15 protein-coding genes, 1 other RNA gene and 2 pseudogenes are annotated in these 17,754 nt (G+C 60.5%); 13 read left to right on the forward strand and 5 right to left on the reverse strand.

All coding sequences use genetic code 11. The features are described 5' to 3' along the window. Positions 1 to 342: 342 nt before the first annotated feature. The 5 genes from J5I97_RS09115 (at position 343) to J5I97_RS09135 (ending at position 3,396) form a co-directional block, all read left to right on the forward strand. Positions 343 to 1,173 carry a hypothetical protein gene (locus J5I97_RS09115; protein ID WP_208591647.1) on the forward strand — a complete coding sequence of 277 codons (831 nt, stop codon included), beginning with the start codon at positions 343 to 345 and terminating at the stop codon, positions 1,171 to 1,173. Positions 1,174 to 1,183: 10 nt separating this feature from the next. After that, positions 1,184 to 1,504: a phage coat protein gene (locus J5I97_RS09120; RefSeq protein WP_208591370.1), complete on the forward strand. Its 321-nt coding sequence runs from the start codon at positions 1,184 to 1,186 to the stop codon at positions 1,502 to 1,504. 1 nt (position 1,505) lies between these two features. Next, a complete protein-coding gene (locus J5I97_RS09125; protein ID WP_208591372.1) occupies positions 1,506 to 2,840 on the forward strand; it encodes a zonular occludens toxin family protein in 1,335 nt (444 codons plus the stop codon). 88 nt (positions 2,841 to 2,928) lie between these two features. Then, positions 2,929 to 3,207: a hypothetical protein gene (locus tag J5I97_RS09130; protein ID WP_208591373.1), complete on the forward strand. Its 279-nt coding sequence runs from the start codon at positions 2,929 to 2,931 to the stop codon at positions 3,205 to 3,207. 27 nt (positions 3,208 to 3,234) lie between these two features. After that, positions 3,235 to 3,396, forward strand: a complete 162-nt coding sequence (locus J5I97_RS09135; protein WP_208591374.1) for a hypothetical protein — start codon at positions 3,235 to 3,237, stop codon at positions 3,394 to 3,396. A gap of 256 nt (positions 3,397 to 3,652) precedes the next feature. On the opposite strand, the gene J5I97_RS09140 is transcribed toward J5I97_RS09135, so the two are convergent. From J5I97_RS09140 to J5I97_RS09155, 4 genes are all read right to left on the reverse strand, one after another. After that, a complete protein-coding gene (locus J5I97_RS09140; RefSeq protein ID WP_208591649.1) occupies positions 3,653 to 4,261 on the reverse strand; it encodes a hypothetical protein in 609 nt (202 codons plus the stop codon). A gap of 659 nt (positions 4,262 to 4,920) precedes the next feature. After that, positions 4,921 to 5,304 carry a DUF3653 domain-containing protein gene (locus J5I97_RS09145; RefSeq protein WP_208591375.1) on the reverse strand — a complete coding sequence of 128 codons (384 nt, stop codon included), beginning with the start codon at positions 5,302 to 5,304 and terminating at the stop codon, positions 4,921 to 4,923. A gap of 143 nt (positions 5,305 to 5,447) precedes the next feature. Then, positions 5,448 to 7,214 (reverse strand): transmembrane repetitive protein, encoded by a 1,767-nt coding sequence (locus J5I97_RS09150; protein ID WP_208591376.1) that lies wholly within the window; start codon positions 7,212 to 7,214, stop codon positions 5,448 to 5,450. 13 nt (positions 7,215 to 7,227) lie between these two features. Continuing rightward, positions 7,228 to 7,827 (reverse strand): NfuA family Fe-S biogenesis protein, encoded by a 600-nt coding sequence (locus J5I97_RS09155; RefSeq protein WP_208591377.1) that lies wholly within the window; start codon positions 7,825 to 7,827, stop codon positions 7,228 to 7,230. A gap of 93 nt (positions 7,828 to 7,920) precedes the next feature. On the opposite strand from J5I97_RS09155, the gene J5I97_RS09160 reads away from it, so the two are divergent. The 4 genes and pseudogenes from J5I97_RS09160 to J5I97_RS20360 all read left to right on the forward strand — a co-directional run. Further along, positions 7,921 to 8,277, forward strand: a complete 357-nt coding sequence (locus tag J5I97_RS09160; protein ID WP_208591378.1) for a 4a-hydroxytetrahydrobiopterin dehydratase — start codon at positions 7,921 to 7,923, stop codon at positions 8,275 to 8,277. After that, on the forward strand, positions 8,274 to 8,702 hold the full coding sequence (locus J5I97_RS09165) for an energy transducer TonB (RefSeq protein ID WP_208591379.1): 429 nt from the start codon (positions 8,274 to 8,276) through the stop codon (positions 8,700 to 8,702). Before J5I97_RS09160 ends, J5I97_RS09165 begins: the two co-directional genes overlap by 4 nt. Before the next feature lie 58 nt (positions 8,703 to 8,760). Further along, a non-coding RNA gene (locus tag J5I97_RS09170) (sX9 sRNA) lies at positions 8,761 to 8,836 on the forward strand. A gap of 390 nt (positions 8,837 to 9,226) precedes the next feature. Further along, positions 9,227 to 9,430: pseudogene (locus tag J5I97_RS20360) on the forward strand (zinc transporter ZupT); the annotation flags it as partial. Position 9,431: 1 nt separating this feature from the next. Here J5I97_RS20360 and J5I97_RS09180 read toward each other — a convergent pair. Continuing rightward, entirely contained in the window at positions 9,432 to 10,418 is a 987-nt protein-coding gene (locus J5I97_RS09180; protein WP_208591380.1) for an RluA family pseudouridine synthase, read from the reverse strand. A 411-nt stretch (positions 10,419 to 10,829) separates the two neighbouring features. Here J5I97_RS09180 and J5I97_RS09185 point away from each other — a divergent pair, with 411 nt between their 5' ends. The 4 genes and pseudogenes from J5I97_RS09185 (at position 10,830) to J5I97_RS09200 (ending at position 17,210) form a co-directional block, all read left to right on the forward strand. Continuing rightward, entirely contained in the window at positions 10,830 to 14,414 is a 3,585-nt protein-coding gene (locus J5I97_RS09185; RefSeq protein ID WP_208591651.1) for an Rne/Rng family ribonuclease, read from the forward strand. A 317-nt stretch (positions 14,415 to 14,731) separates the two neighbouring features. Next, a pseudogene (locus J5I97_RS09190) lies at positions 14,732 to 15,877 on the forward strand (IS3 family transposase). Then, complete coding sequence (locus tag J5I97_RS09195) at positions 15,878 to 16,396, forward strand: hypothetical protein (RefSeq protein WP_208591381.1); 519 nt, start codon at positions 15,878 to 15,880, stop codon at positions 16,394 to 16,396. It abuts the pseudogene before it with no gap. 1 nt (position 16,397) lies between these two features. Then, positions 16,398 to 17,210 (forward strand): hypothetical protein, encoded by an 813-nt coding sequence (locus J5I97_RS09200; RefSeq protein ID WP_208591384.1) that lies wholly within the window; start codon positions 16,398 to 16,400, stop codon positions 17,208 to 17,210. The last annotated feature ends 544 nt before the right edge of the window (positions 17,211 to 17,754 follow it).

Genomic DNA, 17,754 nt, shown 5'->3' on the forward strand with positions numbered 1-17,754 from the left:
CGCGTGAGGCTTGTATATGCAGCCCTGGTTTTTTTTTGCTGTTTTATCAGTCCTCATGTCTTGCATGCACAGACGATGGATGACGGCCAGGCAAAGCAGGCTTGTATTCAGGAAGGCAAGCGTCTTGTTTCCAGTTTTCCCAATCAGTTTCGAAATTCCTCATGTAGCTTGGCTGCCGGTAGGAATCTCTATCGCTGTTTTATCGAGCAAAAATTTACGTCTGGTTGGGAGGCGACCACGTGTGGAGAGTGGCCGTTTTCTAGCTCGTGCGCTTCTCGGCCCGTATCTACTTCCGGTTGGTCAGCGCTTGGCAGTGGTGCCAGTTGTGATGCTGGTTGCGCGATGGGGCCTGCCACCTCGGCAGACACCTTTACGGCTGGCGGCAAGACATATTTTAGTTTGGTCGGCGCCAAGCCTACCGGTGCCACTTGCACGTATGGCGACGGCTCAGGGCAGGCGGTCAAAGATCAGGACTGCGTGCAGTCTGGCACGCTGACGATGTGTATTCGCAGTGATGGCAAGAATTGCGCGACCGCATCGACCGGAAAACAGTTCTGTTGGTCGCCCGGCGAATCGGGCGTGAAGAAAGCCGACAACAACAATCAGTCTGCTACCAAGTCACCGGAGAGTGCGGCCATCAACGCTCCCAGTGATGCCCCTGCTAACGGCGGCGATTGGAAGGTGACCGGGCAGGGCACCTCGTCTGAAACCAGGGGCGGCGTCACGACGAATTCCACCGTGACCACCTTCGATAGCACCTATGGCAAGGACGGCACCGGCAAGGGTGACGGTACTGGAACTGGCAGTGATGGTGGTTCTGGCGGCGGTGGCGATGATGATGATGATGATGATGATGATGATGATGATGATGACCCGGGCGAAGGTGCAGCCATCGGAGACCTCTACACCAAGAGCGACAAGACGGTGGAGTCGGTCGTGTCGAAGTTCGCAACGCAGGTGCGTGCGACGCCTATTGCGGGCGGCATCGTTAGCTTTATGCAGGTCCCGTCTGGTGGCTCGTGCCCAGTGTTCAGTCTGGGTGCCTCGAAGTTCTGGGATGCCATGACAATCGATTTCCACTGTAGCGGCACCTTTCTTGCGTTCTTGCGCGCGTGTGGGTGGGTCATTCTCGCGATTGCCTGCTATGCCGCCATCCGCATTGCGGTGACATAAGGGGTAGGGTATGCAAGCTGGTTGGTTGAGTGATTTGACGGCATGGATTTGGAAGGCTGTCAAAACGGTGTGGCAGGCGTTTGCCGACTTCTTTAGCGATCTGTTCGTTCTTTTTCTCGATAAGGCCCTGTCGGCGGTGCTTTATGTCATGAACCTGCTACCAATGCCCGACTTCATGAAGGGTCATAGCATTGGTGAGATGCTCGGCAATGCCGGTAGCACAATATTGTGGTTCGCTGATGTTTTTATGATTGGTCCATCGCTCGTTGCCATTGGCGCGGCGATGATTTTCTACGTGCTGCGTCGGGTGCTGACGCTGGGGATTTGGTGACATGCTCGTTTTTAACGAAGGCGTGCCGCGCGCCGGCAAGAGCTATGACGCGGTGAAGAACCACATTTTGCCTGCCATCAAGAAAGGTCGGCGCGTGTTCGCTCGTCTCAATGGTCTACGTCATGACCGCATCGCCAAGCATCTTGGGATGGAGGAAAAAGACGTGCAGCACTGGCTGGTGCTGGTGGACACCAAGGACGTGGCCAAGCTGTTTGCGTGCACGCAGGATGCGTCGGGCAAATGGTGCATTCCGGACGAGTTCAAAGATGCTTTGGTCGTGATCGATGAAGTGCACGAGTTCTATGTCAACGAGCGTAAGCCCCTTGAACCGGCCGTCGAAAATTTCTGGGCGTTGCTTGGCCAGAACGGCGGCGATGCGGTCATCATGACGCAGTGGATCAACCGCCTGCACTCGGCGGTCAAGGCGCGTATCGAGAAGAAAAACACGTTTCAGAAGCTCACCGCAGTCGGCATGAAAAGCCGGTACCGGGTGACGTATTTCCACACGACCTCGCCCGGCAAATTCGAGAAGGTCGGCGGCCAGACGCTCAAGTACGATTCCGCGATTTTCCCGCTCTATGACGGCTATGCGCCGGGCGCAGAGAACACTGAGGTCTATGAAGAGGGCGGCAAGAACGTGTGGGCCGCGATGGCGGTGCGTGCCGTCATTTTTCTGGTTATCGGTGGGGTCGGCCTCTATTTCTTTGTCAGCTATTTCAACAAGGGCAAGCAGCCCCCGCATGCCGCTGCCGCTGGCCCGTCAGCGACGCCAGCGGTCGGGCAGGTGTTCAAGCCTGGTCAGCTGGTCTCTGCACCTGGGCAGCAAGGCATGCCAAACGCCGTTGTCGATCCGCTCGCCGATCTGACTTCGGAACAGCGTTACGTCATCCAGCTGGCTGAAAAGGGCCGCATCCGCGTTGCGGCCATCGCTCAGTTCGATGGCCGGGATCGCGCGTGGGTGCAGTGGATCGACACGTCTAATATCGTCTTGGAGCAACTGGATTTGGGCCAGCTGCGCGCACTCGGTTTCGATGCCACGGTGCAGGCATATGGCGTGCGTTTGGTGGCTGGTAAACACATCGTGGTGGCCACCGCGTGGCCGTGGCATGAGCCCGTCCGCGAGCAGGACCCACGCCTTTACAATACGTCGCCTGATGGCAAGAGCGATGGCGCTGCTGGTGTTGCGACCGCAGGGAGTGACGCCGGCCGCGCTGATCGCGACCACATTGCAGGTGGCGCAGTAATCGAGTATCGAACGCGCGTTTTGGGTACGTTTCCGGAGAACAAGCCATATACGTCGAACACGTACACCCCACAGACCACGCGCGACATGTAGTTATCTAACGCGTTAGATAATCAATCATCATTAGACTTATCTAACGCGTTAGATTAATATATCTACATCGACACAGCGGAACACGAACATGCGCGACGACAAGGACCCCGGCACTATCGAAATGCAGCTTCCCAAGCGTCGCGGTCGTCCGCCCAAGAACGGCGTGTGCGCACAGACCCCCGCCGACTACATGCGCCAATACCGCATTAATCGCAAGATTGCAGCGCAATCCGCCTATCGCATGGAAGTCTCAGACGCGGCGATGATCGATGCGTTGCGCGATGCCATGCGCCGTGGTGAAGCGAAGTACGCACTGGATCTGCTTGCGGATCTGCGCATGCGCGTGCATGAATCTATGGCAGATTAACTAACGCGTTAGGTAAAAGGAGTTGAAATGATCAACGAAGACGCTGTGACGCTTGTTGCACTAGTTGCTTTGGCTCCTTGCATCATCGGCATTGTTTGGGCCGAAATTGAAAGTGAGATTAGACATCGTCGCCGTAAACGTGACGCAGCAGGCGCCGATGACAAACAGCGCTTATACCTAACGCGTTAGGTAATTCAATGACAGCCCCGCCAGGGGCGCAGTCACAGGGGTGTCGGCTTTTCGCTTACGCCCAACCGATTGCGGGGTCCGGGGTGTAGGGGCAGGGCCCCTACGGATAACGCTTCACGCTTCACGCCTCACCCGCGCCGTGGACGTCTCGGCCCCCGCGTTCTATGCACAACCTGTGCTCTGTCGGCGAACTCCGCGCCAGCCACCACTGATGACCGCTTTTCTAGCTGCGGAGCTGTCGCATATCGTTGAGGGCTTAGGGCTTGGCGGCAATGATGGCTGTGGCGGTCTGGTTGTTGTCCATCCATGCCGCTGTAACCGTGCAGCGGTACGTCACGAGTGCCAGTATGGTCTGGTAGTCATTTGCCAACGCTCGGGCAAATATTGGCTCATGGTGGGCGATGCGATTGCGCAGCAAACGCACCCTCTCTAAGTCACGATAGATCGACATCCGCAAGTCGGCAACCGGTTTGGCCGGGTCAAGGTTCAGCATAATGCGCCGCAGGTGTCGATCCCAAATGCGGGTGTCGTAGCGGCTTGTGAACATCTTTTGCCAAAAAACGAACTTCAATTCCGGGATCACCTTGCCCGTTGTCGGCGCTGCCCGTCTAGCTTTTTGCAAATCATGGCGCGGGCTGTAGCCCTGCGTCGGATCGGGCAAGCTACGCTCGAACGTTATTGACCACGGCCAGCGCGGCCCATAGAGCGCTTCCAGCGCGTCGGCCACAGCGTTGCGAATGACTACCTCACATAGATGCAGGGGGGCTAAGAACGCACCTGACACCGCAGCATTCCACGCGTAGAGCAACAGTGCCGCAGGGTCATCATCTGCTTGCACCCCGGCTGCGACCTCGAAGGTTCCCATGCGAGCCGCTGACAGCGCGGCCTTTACTGCATCAATGGTCGTTTTCTGGCTGTTTGACATACCCACCCGAAGGCCTTATATTTGAGCGACTAGCCACGGGACTAGCGGGCGCAAGCCTCCCCCCGAGGACATACGATAGTACAAAGACGAAACCCGCCGACGCTGGCGGGTTTTTTCTTTTCTGAGGGTCGGCAGGGATCACGCACCCCTCGGCGGCGGGGTGGTTTCGAAAAATTCGGAGGGTGCCAATTGCGGAAGCTCTTCCGGAGAACCGAGCACAGCAATTGTGCTCTGCCATGGTTTGCTATTAGGGCCTTCCGTTGTTTCGCTACCAACGTGAAGTAAGGCGCACCCGTGCACCGATATGAGATGGTTGACCACATCCTGAAATTCGTTAAACGAGCGTGTTTGGGCACCTTCACAGTCAAATGGGCAGTGGTGCGAAAGGCTATTCGAGACAGTAATGATGGCTTTGGATTCTTGGATGTTCACGGTCATTCTCGCTATCTATCGCTTTCGCATTCAATGGGTTGTCGACTAATTGGCTGTTTTTTTACACGAATCGTTGCCGACTCTCGGGTCTGGCTTTTCGCTTAAGCCTAAGCGATTGCGGGGTTCTGGGTGTAGGGGCAGCGCCCCTACGGATAACGCTTCACGTTTCACCCGCGCCGTGGACGTCTCGGCCCCCGCGTTCTATGCACAACCTGTGCTCTGTCGGCGAACTCCGCGCCAGCCACCACTGATGACCGCTTTTCGCGTCTGTGCCGGAGCACGTCCCGCAGGTAGATGATCTGGCATGTCTCGGAGATCCTCGCTCCCGGAGTCCTTGTTGCCACAGGCTCTCCGGGCAGGTCCCGCCTGCAGTGCCGTTCCTCGGCCATCATTAATGACCACTCCCGCGCGATGCAGCACGTCAGCGACCAGAACCGCATGTCTGCGGCGTGCAGGTCTCGTCCCTCGGGAGTGAACATCCGGTCTCCCTGAAAACCAAAACCGGCCCAAGGGCCGGTCAGGTCTACGCGATCGTAGGTGTCAAGCTTCATGCAGCGATTTCCGTATCAGAAGGACCCCGCGAGGGTAGCAGCGATGTAAGCCACAGCCACAGCCAGCGGGCCCGCAATTGCGCTGCACGCCACACGCCATTTCGCATAATGTATATTATGTCCAAATCCTGGCTGAGGATAAACTATTTTTTAGTCCCATTGTCTTCCTGCAGCTCCCGCTTGAACGGCACATCAGGTGGCGGTCTTGCAGTCGCCGGTTGATCGTTTAGATTTGGGTCGCTCAGGCCGCAACCACCGCCGAACTGCAGTAACGAAACTACGCAGCTGATCGTGGTGGTCGTTCCCGGGATTGGGATCTCGATCTTCTTCAAGCCGCGGCGTACCCATTCCTGCAGCAGCGACTGGTTGGGTATCCAGTATTTGTCCAGCGATGTCGGCTTGTAGTCGTACGGCGGCCGCTTGAGCCAAGTGCCGCCTTGGGCGATCTGATCGCGGGTCCAGGTGTCGGTTTGGCTGCCTGGTGGTCCGCGGTCGCTGGTGCCGCTACCTGCATCGCCGGTTCCGGCGGCCACTTGGATACTGCCATCGGCATCGAACATGCCGTTGCGCTGCCCGTTGGCGCTGGCTGATTCACCGTCACGGTTGCGACTGGATTTGCTCCAGTCGTCGGCACTGGCTGCAACATCCCATCCGCCGCTTCGGTCGGTAGGTTTCGGGCCCACATTGCTGCTGGTGGTCGGTTTGGACGATAAAGACGTGGCTGCTGCCGTTCTGTTGGATTGCTCGGATTTAGATGGGTTGGCCTGCGCTTGGATGGATGGAGCAGCAGTTGCCGCCGGCTGCGCGGCGGCGACAGACGAAGACGGCGCAGGCGCTGGATTCGCCGGCACTGGCACGCTCGGCAGCTCTGCGGTGCGGACCGCTACCTCGGGCATGCGAACGATTGGCGTGATATCGCGAACGCGTGCGCTCGGCGCAGCGACTTGAGGCCGATTCGGTACAACGATTTCGCGCTCACGAACCGCTGGCGCATTGGCAGACCGCACCGCAACCGTTGCGTCGGGACGTTGCACCTCGCGAACTTGCGGGCTTTCACTCATGGTCTGGATGTCGCGTTGACGTACCTCGATCTGTGGCGCTGCCGGCTCGATCGGCCGCAGCGCCACCGTGATCGTTGGTGGTGTGGGCACGACGAAGTCATTGGTTGCGACCGGCGTTTCGGTCACCTGCAACGGCGATTCGATCGTCACTGTCGGCACCTGCACCGTCACTTGCGGAACATTCGGTTTCATCGGTTCGCTGGCGGCCGCGATCACTTGCTCGGGCGCGATGTCCTGCGCCTGCGTAGCACTGGAACTGTCGACAGGATCAGCAGTTGGCTGTGGCGACATCGGCGGCGATCTTTTCGGCTTGCCGGTCTCAGGCGATGCACTGGACTGCGTTGAAGACCTCGCGTCACTTGAAGCCGCCTGCGCTGACGTTGCAGCAGCAGGTTGCCCTTCGCCACCACCCTGCTTTGCCGCACCTTCACCAATAAAGGTCATGCGCACTCGCGATTCGTCGTCCGGCTTCGTTTCATCCGGTGCCCAACGTACCGTCACCACCCAGATCAGCATTGCAATGAGACCAAGATGGATCAGAAAACTGCCGAGCAACGCCAGCCAATGCTGCGAACGTTGATCTTTTGGACGCGGTTCCCAGTGCTGCCACCAGAGGCTGCAAAATGCCTGAAATGGCGACAACACCGCAGCAGTGCCGACACGGTGCAGCGGCACCGGTCGTGCTAGCAGCACATCCACCACCTGATCGTCGTTGAACGGCGCAGCTGAGTTATCGCGATTGCGCAGCCAGATCGCCCAACCATAAGGCAAGCCGGTGTGCCGATCCAGAACAAGCTGGCCCGGCATGCGCGCGCGCAGCGCATGCAGCAGATCGGCGGCGGTTGTCACCGGTGACGCGGAATCAGGCCGCGCTGTCGCGCGGGATATAAGGTGCGTCGCCTGTGGCGTGATCGGTCGCATCGCGTACCGCGATCACGCCGGGCACACGGCCCATCAAGGTTTTTTCTATGCCCTGCTTCAGGGTGACATCGGCCATGCCGCAGCCGTGGCAACCGCCGCCAAAACGCAGCAGCACCACGCCCTCGGCCGAGACCTCTTGAACCGCCACACGTCCGCCATGCGAGGCCAGCTGCGGATTGATCTCGTTTTCCACCACCCAGCGCACGCGCTCCACCATCGATGCCGAATCTGTCGGCGCTTCGCCCTTGATCTTAGGCGCCTTGATGGTGAGCTGCTGGTTGCCGGTGGATTGGGTGACGTAGTCGATTTCGGCACCATCCATCCACGGCACGCTGGCAGCGACGACGTATAAGGTAAAGCCGTCGCAGTCGATCGCCCATTCGTCACCGCTCAACTCCGCCGGTTCGGCGAACTCGAGCCGAGCATCAGCGCGCGGCGTGCCTGCATCTGCCGCGCTCAGGCGCACGCCCATACCGGGCACGCCCTCGCGTTCGATGAGCTTGCGGAAATAGGTTTGGGCTTTGTCGGATATCTGGATCATGCGGGTTATTCTACCGCTCAATGCGCCCTCGCTCATGGAACACCGTGATGCTGGTAGGTGCGCTGTCCGCCCCCCCCCCCCTGCGAGACCGTCATGACCGATCTGATTCCCCTGGAACAGGCCCATTGCCTTCCGCGTAAAGGCAGCGACCACAAGCTTGGCGAAGCGCGCCTGGCCGAACTGCTGCCGCAGGTACCCGGCTGGGAGCTGACCGAGGCCGGTACGGCGATTACGCGCACGTTCCGCTTTGTCGACTATTACCGCACCCTCGCCTTCGTCAATGCACTGGCCTGGATCGCCCACTGCGAGGACCATCATCCAGACCTGGGCGTGCACTACGACCGCGTGGTGGTGCGCTATTCCACACACGACGTCGGCGGACTGAGCGAAAACGACTTCATCTGCGCAGCCAAGACCGCGCAACTCTACGATCAGGGAGCCACTGCATGACCATCTATCGCGCCACCCTCGCCGGCTTGTTTATCGCCGCCGGCATCAGCGGGTGTGGCAAGTCGCCGCAGCAGGCATCCGCGCCCGCGCCCGCGTTCGCGCCGACCGAACTTGCTGCATTGAAAACGCCACCGCCGGAGTATTCGCCGCAACTGGCCTGCGCTGGCATTGGCGGGACAACGGTGCTGCGTGTCGTGATCGGCGTCGAGGGCGCGCCCAGCGATGTGTCGGTGTCGCAGAGCAGCGGCCAACCGGTGTTGGACGAAGCGGCGCAGAAGCGCGTGCGCGAATGGAAGTTCAAGGCCGCCACGCGCAACGGCCAGGCTGTGCCGCAGACCATCCAGGTTCCGGTCGCGTTCAAGCCGCCGGTGCCGCGTCCGGACGAATGCTTCGCCATCGAAGAACACGCGCGTCGCGGCGGCTAAGAGCGGCTGACAAAACTACTCCGCCGCCAGGCGGGCGCAGCCGGTGCTCGGAATCGGCATGTACCACACGTACACTCCGGTTCCTCAGCGCCGTGAGCACCCACCTGACGACTGCTCGCTACGTTTTGTTAGCCGCTCTAAGCACGGCTGATAAAAGGTCACGGTCATCTTCGGCCAACGGGGGCGGCGAACAGGATCACGCTGCCCAAGCACTACACGCAGATCCTGGCACCGACCGCGCTCGCTTGCTGATCGCGCAACCACCTTCATCGTCGCTGCAAATACCACGCGTTCGTCATCTATGCATGGCCATCCTGCACCCGCGGATGGTCGTGCGCATGTCGCGCAGCTGTAATCGCGACGCTCTCCGCAGGATAGCTTTCAATCCCACGAGGTCGTCGCGTCACATGCTTGAAGTGTCCATCACACAACGTCTGGACCGCGCTTGCGGTCACCCTAGCCGCCGGACTTGCGACCGGGCTCGGCGTCTAAATGGTGGTGTTCGCCAAGAAGCCCAATCCGCAGTTGCGTTCGCGATTGCAATTTACAACATTCCCGAGGGCATCGCGATTGCGGTGCCGGTGTACTTTGCTACGCGCAACAAGTTCTATGCATTCGGCGCCATTTTGTTGAGCGGATTGGCCGAGCCGATCGGTGCGGGCGTCGGCTATCTTGTCTTGTCCAGCCTGCTGTCCGAAGCCGTGTTCGGCACGGTATTCGGACTGATTTTCAGCGCGCCAGGCGCTCAAATGCCTCTGCCAGCTTCGGCGCTAGCGGTGCACTCAACGCGTACGGTGTTTTGCCGGCATCCAGCGTGAACTCCAGCGATGCCGCGTGCAGAAATAGCCGCTTCAAACCGAGCTGATCGCGCAGGCGCTTGTTCACTTCTGCCTGGCCGTATTTGTCGTCGCCCGCCACCGGATGACCCAGATGTTGGGCATGCACGCGGATCTGGTGCGTGCGGCCGGTTTCGATGCGGACTTCGCAATACGAATGCCCGCCGCGCCTTTCCAGCAACGTGAAGTGGGTCAACGACGGCTTGCCGATCGCATTCACCTGTACATGCCGCTCGCCGCCCTGACGCAGCCCGATATGCAGCGGCGCATCAACGGTCATCACCCTGTCCGGCAAACGGCCGACCAACAAGGTCAGGTAGCGCTTGGTGATGCCGCGGCCTTCGACACGGTCGTCTTCGCGCATCAGCGCCTGCATCTCGGTCAGCGCCGAGCGCTTTTTGGCCACGATCAATAGACCGGAGGTATCGCGGTCGAGCCGGTGTACCAGCTCCAGGCTCTGGTTCGGCCGCAGCGCTCGCAAGGTTTCGATGGCGCCGAAGCTAATCCCGCTACCGCCATGGCTGGCGACCCCGGACGGTTTGTTGAGCGCGAGCAGGCGCGCGTCCTCGAACACGATCGCCGCTTCCAGCCGCGCCAGGAAAGACGACGGTGGCGCTGCCTTGTCGCCCTCGTGGTTGACATGTACTGGCGGGATACGTACTTCTTCGCCACCCTCGAGCTTGCGCTCGGCCTTTGCCCGCCCGCCGTTCACCCGCACCTGACCACTGCGGACCAGCTTGTAGATCAGGCTGCGCGGCGTGCCCTTGAGCTGACCAAGCAGGAAATTGTCCAGCCGCTGCCCAGTACGGTCTTCCGGAACTTTGAGAATGCGCACGCCCACACGGTCGGCGGGCGGCTTGGGGGACTGTGGGTCGGTCATCCGGCTGTTTAATTCTGTTACACTCGGCGAGCGAGATAAGGGTCTGATTTCGTTGGAAGTTGATTGGCCAGAAGCCTGCCTTCCGATGATTCCGGCACAGTGCGCGACCACCGTCCCCGGGGCGGCCATGTTAGCGGCTCACCGGCCTACCCAGCCATCGCCTGCGGTCTTTGGCCGTTGTGCTGAACATGTCCCGCGCGCTGCCCCGGTTTGTCCGGACGCGGCTGCCGGCCCTGAAACACCTAGAAAACTTAAGACAAGCGCTCCCGCGGCCTGCCGTGGTGTTGCAGCGCTGGAAACCCTGGTCAGGCCTGTCCGCGCGCTGCGCGAAGGGCCGACAAGCTGTTCCAGAGGCGAAACGTCACGGCGTTCCGCGCGGTAGAGCGCGTGAGGAACCCAACAATGAAGCGAATGCTGATCAACGCAACGCAGGCCGAAGAGCTGCGCGTAGCGATTGTGGACGGCCAGACCCTGTACGACATCGACATCGAACAGCCGTCCAAGGAACAAAAGAAGTCCAACATCTATAAGGGCCGTATCACCCGGCTCGAGCCCTCTCTCGAGGCGGCGTTCGTGGACTATGGCGCTGAGCGTCATGGCTTCCTGCCGTTGAAGGAGATCTCCCGCGATTATTTCCAGGCTGGCGTCGACCACACCAAGTCGACCATCCGCGAGCTGTTGCGCGAAGGTCAGGAAATCGTGGTGCAGGTCGATAAGGAAGAGCGAGGCAGCAAGGGCGCTGCCCTTACCACGTTCATCTCGCTGGCCGGCCGCTACATGGTCTTGATGCCCAATTCACCGAGCGCCGGTGGCGTCTCGCGCCGGATTGAAGGCGAAGACCGCGCGGCGCTGAAGGAAGCGCTCGACAAGCTCGACATTCCGGACGACATGGGCGTGATCATTCGCACCGCCGGTGTCGGTCGTGACGCCGAAGAACTGCAATGGGATCTGGATTATCTGCTGCAGACCTGGAAGGCGATTGCCGAGGCTGCGCTGAGCAAGCCGGCCGCATTCCTGATTTACCAGGAATCGCGTCTGATCATCCGCGCCCTGCGCGACTACCTGCGCGCCGACGTCGGCGAGATCTTGGTCGATACGCCAGAGCTGTATGCAGACGCCCAGGAGTTCATAAAGCAAGTGATGCCGCAGAGCTTGCGCAAGCTCAAGCACTACACCGATGACATTCCGCTGTTCAATCGCTTCCAAATCGAATCGCAAATCGAAGGCGCCTACGAACGCAATGTCCGCCTGCCCTCGGGTGGCTCGATCGTGGTCGACCAGACCGAGGCGCTGACCGCCGTCGACGTGAACTCATCGCGCGCCACCAAGGGCAGCGATATCGAAGAAACCGCCTTCCAGACCAACTTGGAAGCAGCCGAAGAAGTCGCACGTCAGCTGCGCCTGCGCGATCTTGGCGGCTTGGTGGTGATCGACTTCATCGACATGGCGTCGACCAAGCACCAGCGCGAAGTCGAAAACAAACTGCAGAACGCGCTCAAGTACGATCGCGCACGCGTGCAGCTGGGCCGTATTTCGCGCTTCGGCCTGATGGAAATGAGCCGCCAGCGCCTGCGCCCAAGTCTGGGTGAATCCAGCCAGATCGTGTGCCCGCGTTGCGACGGCCATGGCCGCATGCGCAGCGTCGAATCGCTGTCGCTGTCGATCATCCGCGTGGCCGAAGAGCACGCCATGAAGGAAAATACCGGACAAGTGCTGGTCCAGGCACCGGTGGAGATCGCCAACTATCTACTCAACGAAAAGCGCAGCGCGCTGCGTGAGATCGAAAATCGGCATGCCTCGCCGATTATCATCGTCGCCGACGAGCAACTGCACACCCCGCACTACGAAGTCACGCGCTTGCGTGAAAACGAGCTGGGCGAGGACAGCGGCAAGCCTAGCTACCAACGCGGCACCCCGCGCAAGTTGCCGGTGCACGCGCTGACCAACGCGCAGTTGAATATTCCGGTTGCCCCGGCGGTGACTTCGATCAAGCCGAACCAGCCGGCTCCGGTGCGTGAGGAGGCACCTGCCTCGGTCGCTGCAGCACCTGCGCCGGCTGGGGTCGTCGCATTGCCATTGCCTGCGCCGGTGACCGGCGTGGTCAGTTGGCTGAAGCGCATCTTCGGTGGTATCGAGCAGGTCGCTCCCGCGCCTGAACCGACCCAGCGCCCGCGCCAGAACGATGCCGGCCGTGGCAACCGTAACGAGCGAGGCGGTCAGCGTCGCGATGTACGCAATAGCGGCAATAGTGGCAATCAGCAGCGCGGCAATAGCGGTAACGGCGGCAATGGCAACGGTGCCAACAAGGAGCGTCGTGACGAGCGTCGCCAGCCGAGCAACAACCAGAGTGCGCAAAATGGCGCCCAGACACAGCAGCAGGTGCAGGTCGCCAAGCCACCGCGCAATGAGGTGCAGGCACCAAAGCAGCAGCAACAGCAAACTCAGAAGCAGAAGCAGGCGCCGCGTTCTCTGCGTGCACCTGCACAGCACGATGGCGCGTCGTCCGATAAGCAGCAGCGTCCTGCGCGCCAGGACGAAGGCACTGCAGCGGCACAGATGCCGACCTCGACTGCTGCAACGGCAACAACATCCAGCTTGGTTGGTGCAATAGCCGAGACTGCGGCTACGGTGACGACGCAAGTTCCAGCGAACGAAGCGACCCAGGTGCATCCGGCTGATGTGATCGTGAGCGAATCTCCTGCCGATCGCGGCATCGACGCGACTGCGGATGGTCAGACCACGGATGCCCAGGGCGATGATTCGGCCAATGGCGAAGGTGGAAGCCGTCGTCGTCGCGGTCGTCGTGGCGGTCGTCGTCGTCGTCGCGGTGCTGGCACACATGGTGAAGGCGGTACCGGCGTCGATGGTCTGGAAACGGACGATCTGGACGGCGATGCCGAAGGCGATCTCGACGGCGAGAACGAGAACGCCGGTGATGCCGCCACGCAGACACAGAAGCCTGCAGCACCGCGCGTCGGCCAGCCGGAGTTCGACTTCGACGACGAGGCGCCTGCCCCGCGTGCCAAGCCCGAGCCCAGCGCTTCGTCAGCGGTGAAGCCGCGTCCGGTTCCGAAGGAACGTGTGGAGACGCAAACCGATGCCGACACGTACTCGACCACCGCACCGGTCTCCAACGCCACGCCGTCTTTCGAACAGCAGGCTGCAATTCAGGGTACCGCAGCAGCTGATAGGGCACGTAGCGATGCGACAGTACCAGCTGCAGCATCTGCTGCATCGACGCCTGTTACTTCCCCCGTGTCGAATACGACTCCGGCTCCGGCAGCCGTGTCGAGTCCAGCACCTTCGACTCCAGCGGCAGCACATGATGCGGCAGCGACGTTGGCTCCTGCTGCCGTGCCTGCAACTCCCCTTCCTGCCACCAAGCCAGTCGAGCATACTGGTACAGCTGCAACTGCGGCGGAACCGGCTGCAGTTAGTCAGGAACGCGCTGTACATGCCACTGCTTCGACGTCTGCAGCGCAAGCCGAGCCGGTAAAAGCCGACACGGCGCCGATTGCCGTTGACGTGCAAAGGCCTGCAGCAACGTCGTCGAATGTCCCGGTTGCGCAGGCCACCGTGATGACCGTCAATGCTTCGCATGCAAAGCCCATCAGCGCTGCGAGCCCTGCCGCGGATATCGCAGTGATGTCTACAACAACCGAGCCGCAGCGTACCCAGGCTGCGGATACTGTACCGATTGCACAGGTGCGCAAGCCAGACGCACCTGTGCAAACGAAGTTGCTCGATGTGCTGGCTACGGAAACCGCGGCAGCCCCAACCTTGGCACCTGCCGAGACGCTGTCGCCTTTCAAGGCTCCCGAGCAGTCGGCAACGGTGGCACCTGTCACGCCCGCAAGCGTCCAGGAACAGGCAGCCGACAAGCCGACGTCCACAGTCGTCGTCTCCGAAGTAGTCAAACCGGCGGACCCGGCAATTCTTGCGGTCGACACTCAAACGCAAGAAGAAGACGTCAATAAGCCGCGTCACGATCACTGATCGTGAACGCCTAGCCTGCGAATAGTCCGGGCTAGGGCAGTGTCAAACAAAGCGGCCTTCAGGCCGCTTTGTTTTTGCGCACGGTGTGCTTGAGCAAAAGTGGTTGCGATATGCTCAACAATAGCGGGACATAGCTATTGGGTAGTCAAACAAACGAGGGACACGCGCTACGCCTTACGTTCCGGCCATCTTGAGGGTTGGCAGGGATTCGTGTAAAAAATAGCCATAAATGAGCTAATTTATTGTCAGGAAAGTGATACGCTCAGAGTTCCGTAGACATCTCAAGGCCATGGAAAATGGCAGATTCGGAGGTGTCCATGAGCAGCAAGCGGTATACGGATGAGTTCAAGTTCGAAGCGGTCCGACAAGTGACCGATCGTGGGTTCAAGGTGGCAGAAGTCGCCGAGCGACTGGGTGTGACCACGCACAGCCTCTACGCCCGGCTGCGCAAGTTCGGCAAGCCCGGCGTCGTGCAGCGCGCCGAGTTGGACCAGAACTCCGAGGTTCGGCGCCTGAAGACCGAATTGCGCCGAGTCACCGAGGAGCGCGACATCCTAAAAAAGGCCGCCGCGTACTTTGCCAAGGAGTGAAGGCAAAGTACGCGTTCATGCAAGACCATCGCAGGGAGTTCAGGCTGTGCGCGATGTGCCCGGGTGTTGCGGGTGAACCGGGCGGGTTATTACGCGTGGTTACGCTCGCCCGACAGTGAGCGCGCAAAGCAAGACCAACTCCTGCTGGGAGTGATCAAGCACCACTGGTTGGCGAGCGGCAGTGTGTATGGGCATCGCAAGATCGCCAAGGATCTGCGCGATCTGGGGGAGCGTTGCAGTCGCCATCGGGTGCATCGGCTGATGCGCACCGAGGGACTGCGTGCCCAGGTGGGCTATGGTCGCAAACCGCGCTTCCATGGTGGGACGCAGGGAAAGGCGGCGGCCAACCTGATTGATCGGCAGTTCGACGTGACGAAGCCGGACACGGCCTGGGCGAGCGATTTCACCTTCATCCGCACGCAGGAAGGCTGGATGTATCTGGCTGTGGTGATCGATCTGTTTTCCAGGCAGGTCGTCGGCTGGGCAATGCGCGATCGGGCCGATACCGAGTTGGTCGTGCAGGCCTTGTTGTCTGCGGTCTGGCGGCGCAAACCCAACGCTCGTTGCCTGGTTCATTCGGACCAAGGGTCGGTCTACACCAGCGATGACTGGCAGAGTTTCCTGGCGTCCCATGGCTTGGTGTGCAGCATGAGTCGGCGTGGCAACTGCCACGACAACGCACCCGTGGAGAGCTTCTTCGGCCTGCTCAAACGCGAGCGGATCAGGCGGCGGATCTATTCCACCAAAGAGGCCGCACTCACCGAGGTGTTCGACTACATCGAAATGTTCTACAACCCAAAACGCCGTCATGGTTCAACTGGCGACCTGTCGCCTGTAGAGTTCGAGCGGCGCTACGCGCAACGAGGGTCTTGAGTGTCTACGGAACACTGGGCGTATCAGTTCGTCGTCCTGGTCGTGCAAAGTGACTTCAGCGGAACGGCGATGGAGAAGATCTACGATGGAAATCCGCCGCCGCATGTGCGAGGCCGTTTCCTGATCCGCAAACATGAGTTCGGTGGACTGGATGGCATCGAAGAGATCGACCACGCGCTGGGCCGCATGGATGACCATACCGAGTGGCCGCTTGGCTCAGGACGCAGCTACTCGCACCACTTTGCTCAGGACGCTTTTGAGAGCGGCTGGCGGTTTCGCCAGCACGCCGCTCAGTTGCATCAGCGTGCCGAGAAGCTCCGCCTGCAGTCCGGATTGCCGGGCATCTGGACGTGGGCGATGAAGAGCTTCGAGGTGTGCATCAACTTTCTGTTGACGACCATTGCCGCGCGACGTGCCGACTTCAGCGGGTTCACCGATGCGGACATCGATGCCGCCCTGGAGGCATCGGGCTTCATTGAGCTCGAACGCTCTCGCGGCACCGGCCTGGTGGAGGACTAACATGCCAGCTGTCGATGTAGTTTCAAATGGCTTGGTCAGTGCGCGCCTAGAGCACCAGCAGGGACTCTCTGCATTCGGAACGCTGCTGCACGTGGCCCGTCTGAACCACTTCCACGGCCCGGACTTCCGGGCGGCCTTCGGCCTGCACTTCCAATACCGCGACGACCTCTCCCACGTCCTGGCCTTTTCCGAACGGAATCAGGCTCGACTGGCCGCCACCGCGGGCATTTCGCAGGAATTACAAAGCCTGTGGTCTGTCGAACCGTGGCATCCCTTTGCTGGTGAGGGCCTCTGGTCCACCTTGCCGTGGTCGCTTCGCGCCTGCCCTTCGTGCCTGCGCGCAGGCTATCACTCCAATCTTTTCCAGATGCCTTGGATGGCGCAGTGTCCCTGGCACCGCACGAAGCTGATCCATCACTGCCGAAAATGCAATCGGCCACTGCTTGAAGGGTTTCGGCAAGGGCTGGACCTGATGTGTTGCCCTTGTGGGACCGATCTGGTCAATGAGCGGGCCGTCCTCAAGGGCGATCCTCATGAAGGTGAGCGTGGAGATTTCCTGGCAGCCTATCTAGGTTGGACGGCGGTCGAGCGTGGGTGCAACACCTTATTTCTCCCGCCGTTGTTGAGCATTACTCGCCAGATCGCATCCCCCCTTCCTACGACGAGTCTTACGACCCGGGAACGCGAAGCCCTGGCGCTTGAACCGGTAGTTAGTGCTCCATCCACATCATCACGGCAGGATCTCCTATCCAACGCGTGGCCAGCGGCATCTACTTGGACGTACGCGTCCTGCATCACGCCGCCTACCGGGTAATCGCCAACTTGAGCGCGCTTCTCGCTTTTCCTGAACGCGAGCCGGCACCGAACAACTCGCCTCGATTGCTGCTGACGGCCACCCTGCGGACGCTTTCTCGGGCGTATGCCGACGGTTTCAGGCACGTGCTGGGCCGGTACGTCCCTGCACTATATGACCAGGCGCGACACAGAGCCGGCCCTCGGCTACCGTGGGTCAGACTTACACGGAACTCTGAGCATTCACTGGACCTCATGATCGCCTGGTCCCGTCGACAACCCTGGGATGCGGACATTGAGCCCTGCGCTCGCAGGGGCGAGCCTGCGTTGAGTAAAGGCAAAGCTGGCACGTGGCGCAAACCCAAGAAGCGGCGCTAGCACTCCCAGGTATACCGTCTTGGTCGGGAGAGCTGACGTCTCCGCCTTTGGCCAGAAGGGACAACGATAACGGAAGGCGCCATGCGCCCCGGCCCGCTCCCTGCTATGCCCCCATGCGTGTTGTCTGGTGGCAAACATCTTCGTCTCGGCCCCCAACATGCATGTCTTAGTCGTCAGGGGAGTGACGG

This window comes from Xanthomonas fragariae (assembly GCF_017603965.1).
GTDB lineage: Bacteria > Pseudomonadota > Gammaproteobacteria > Xanthomonadales > Xanthomonadaceae > Xanthomonas > Xanthomonas fragariae_A.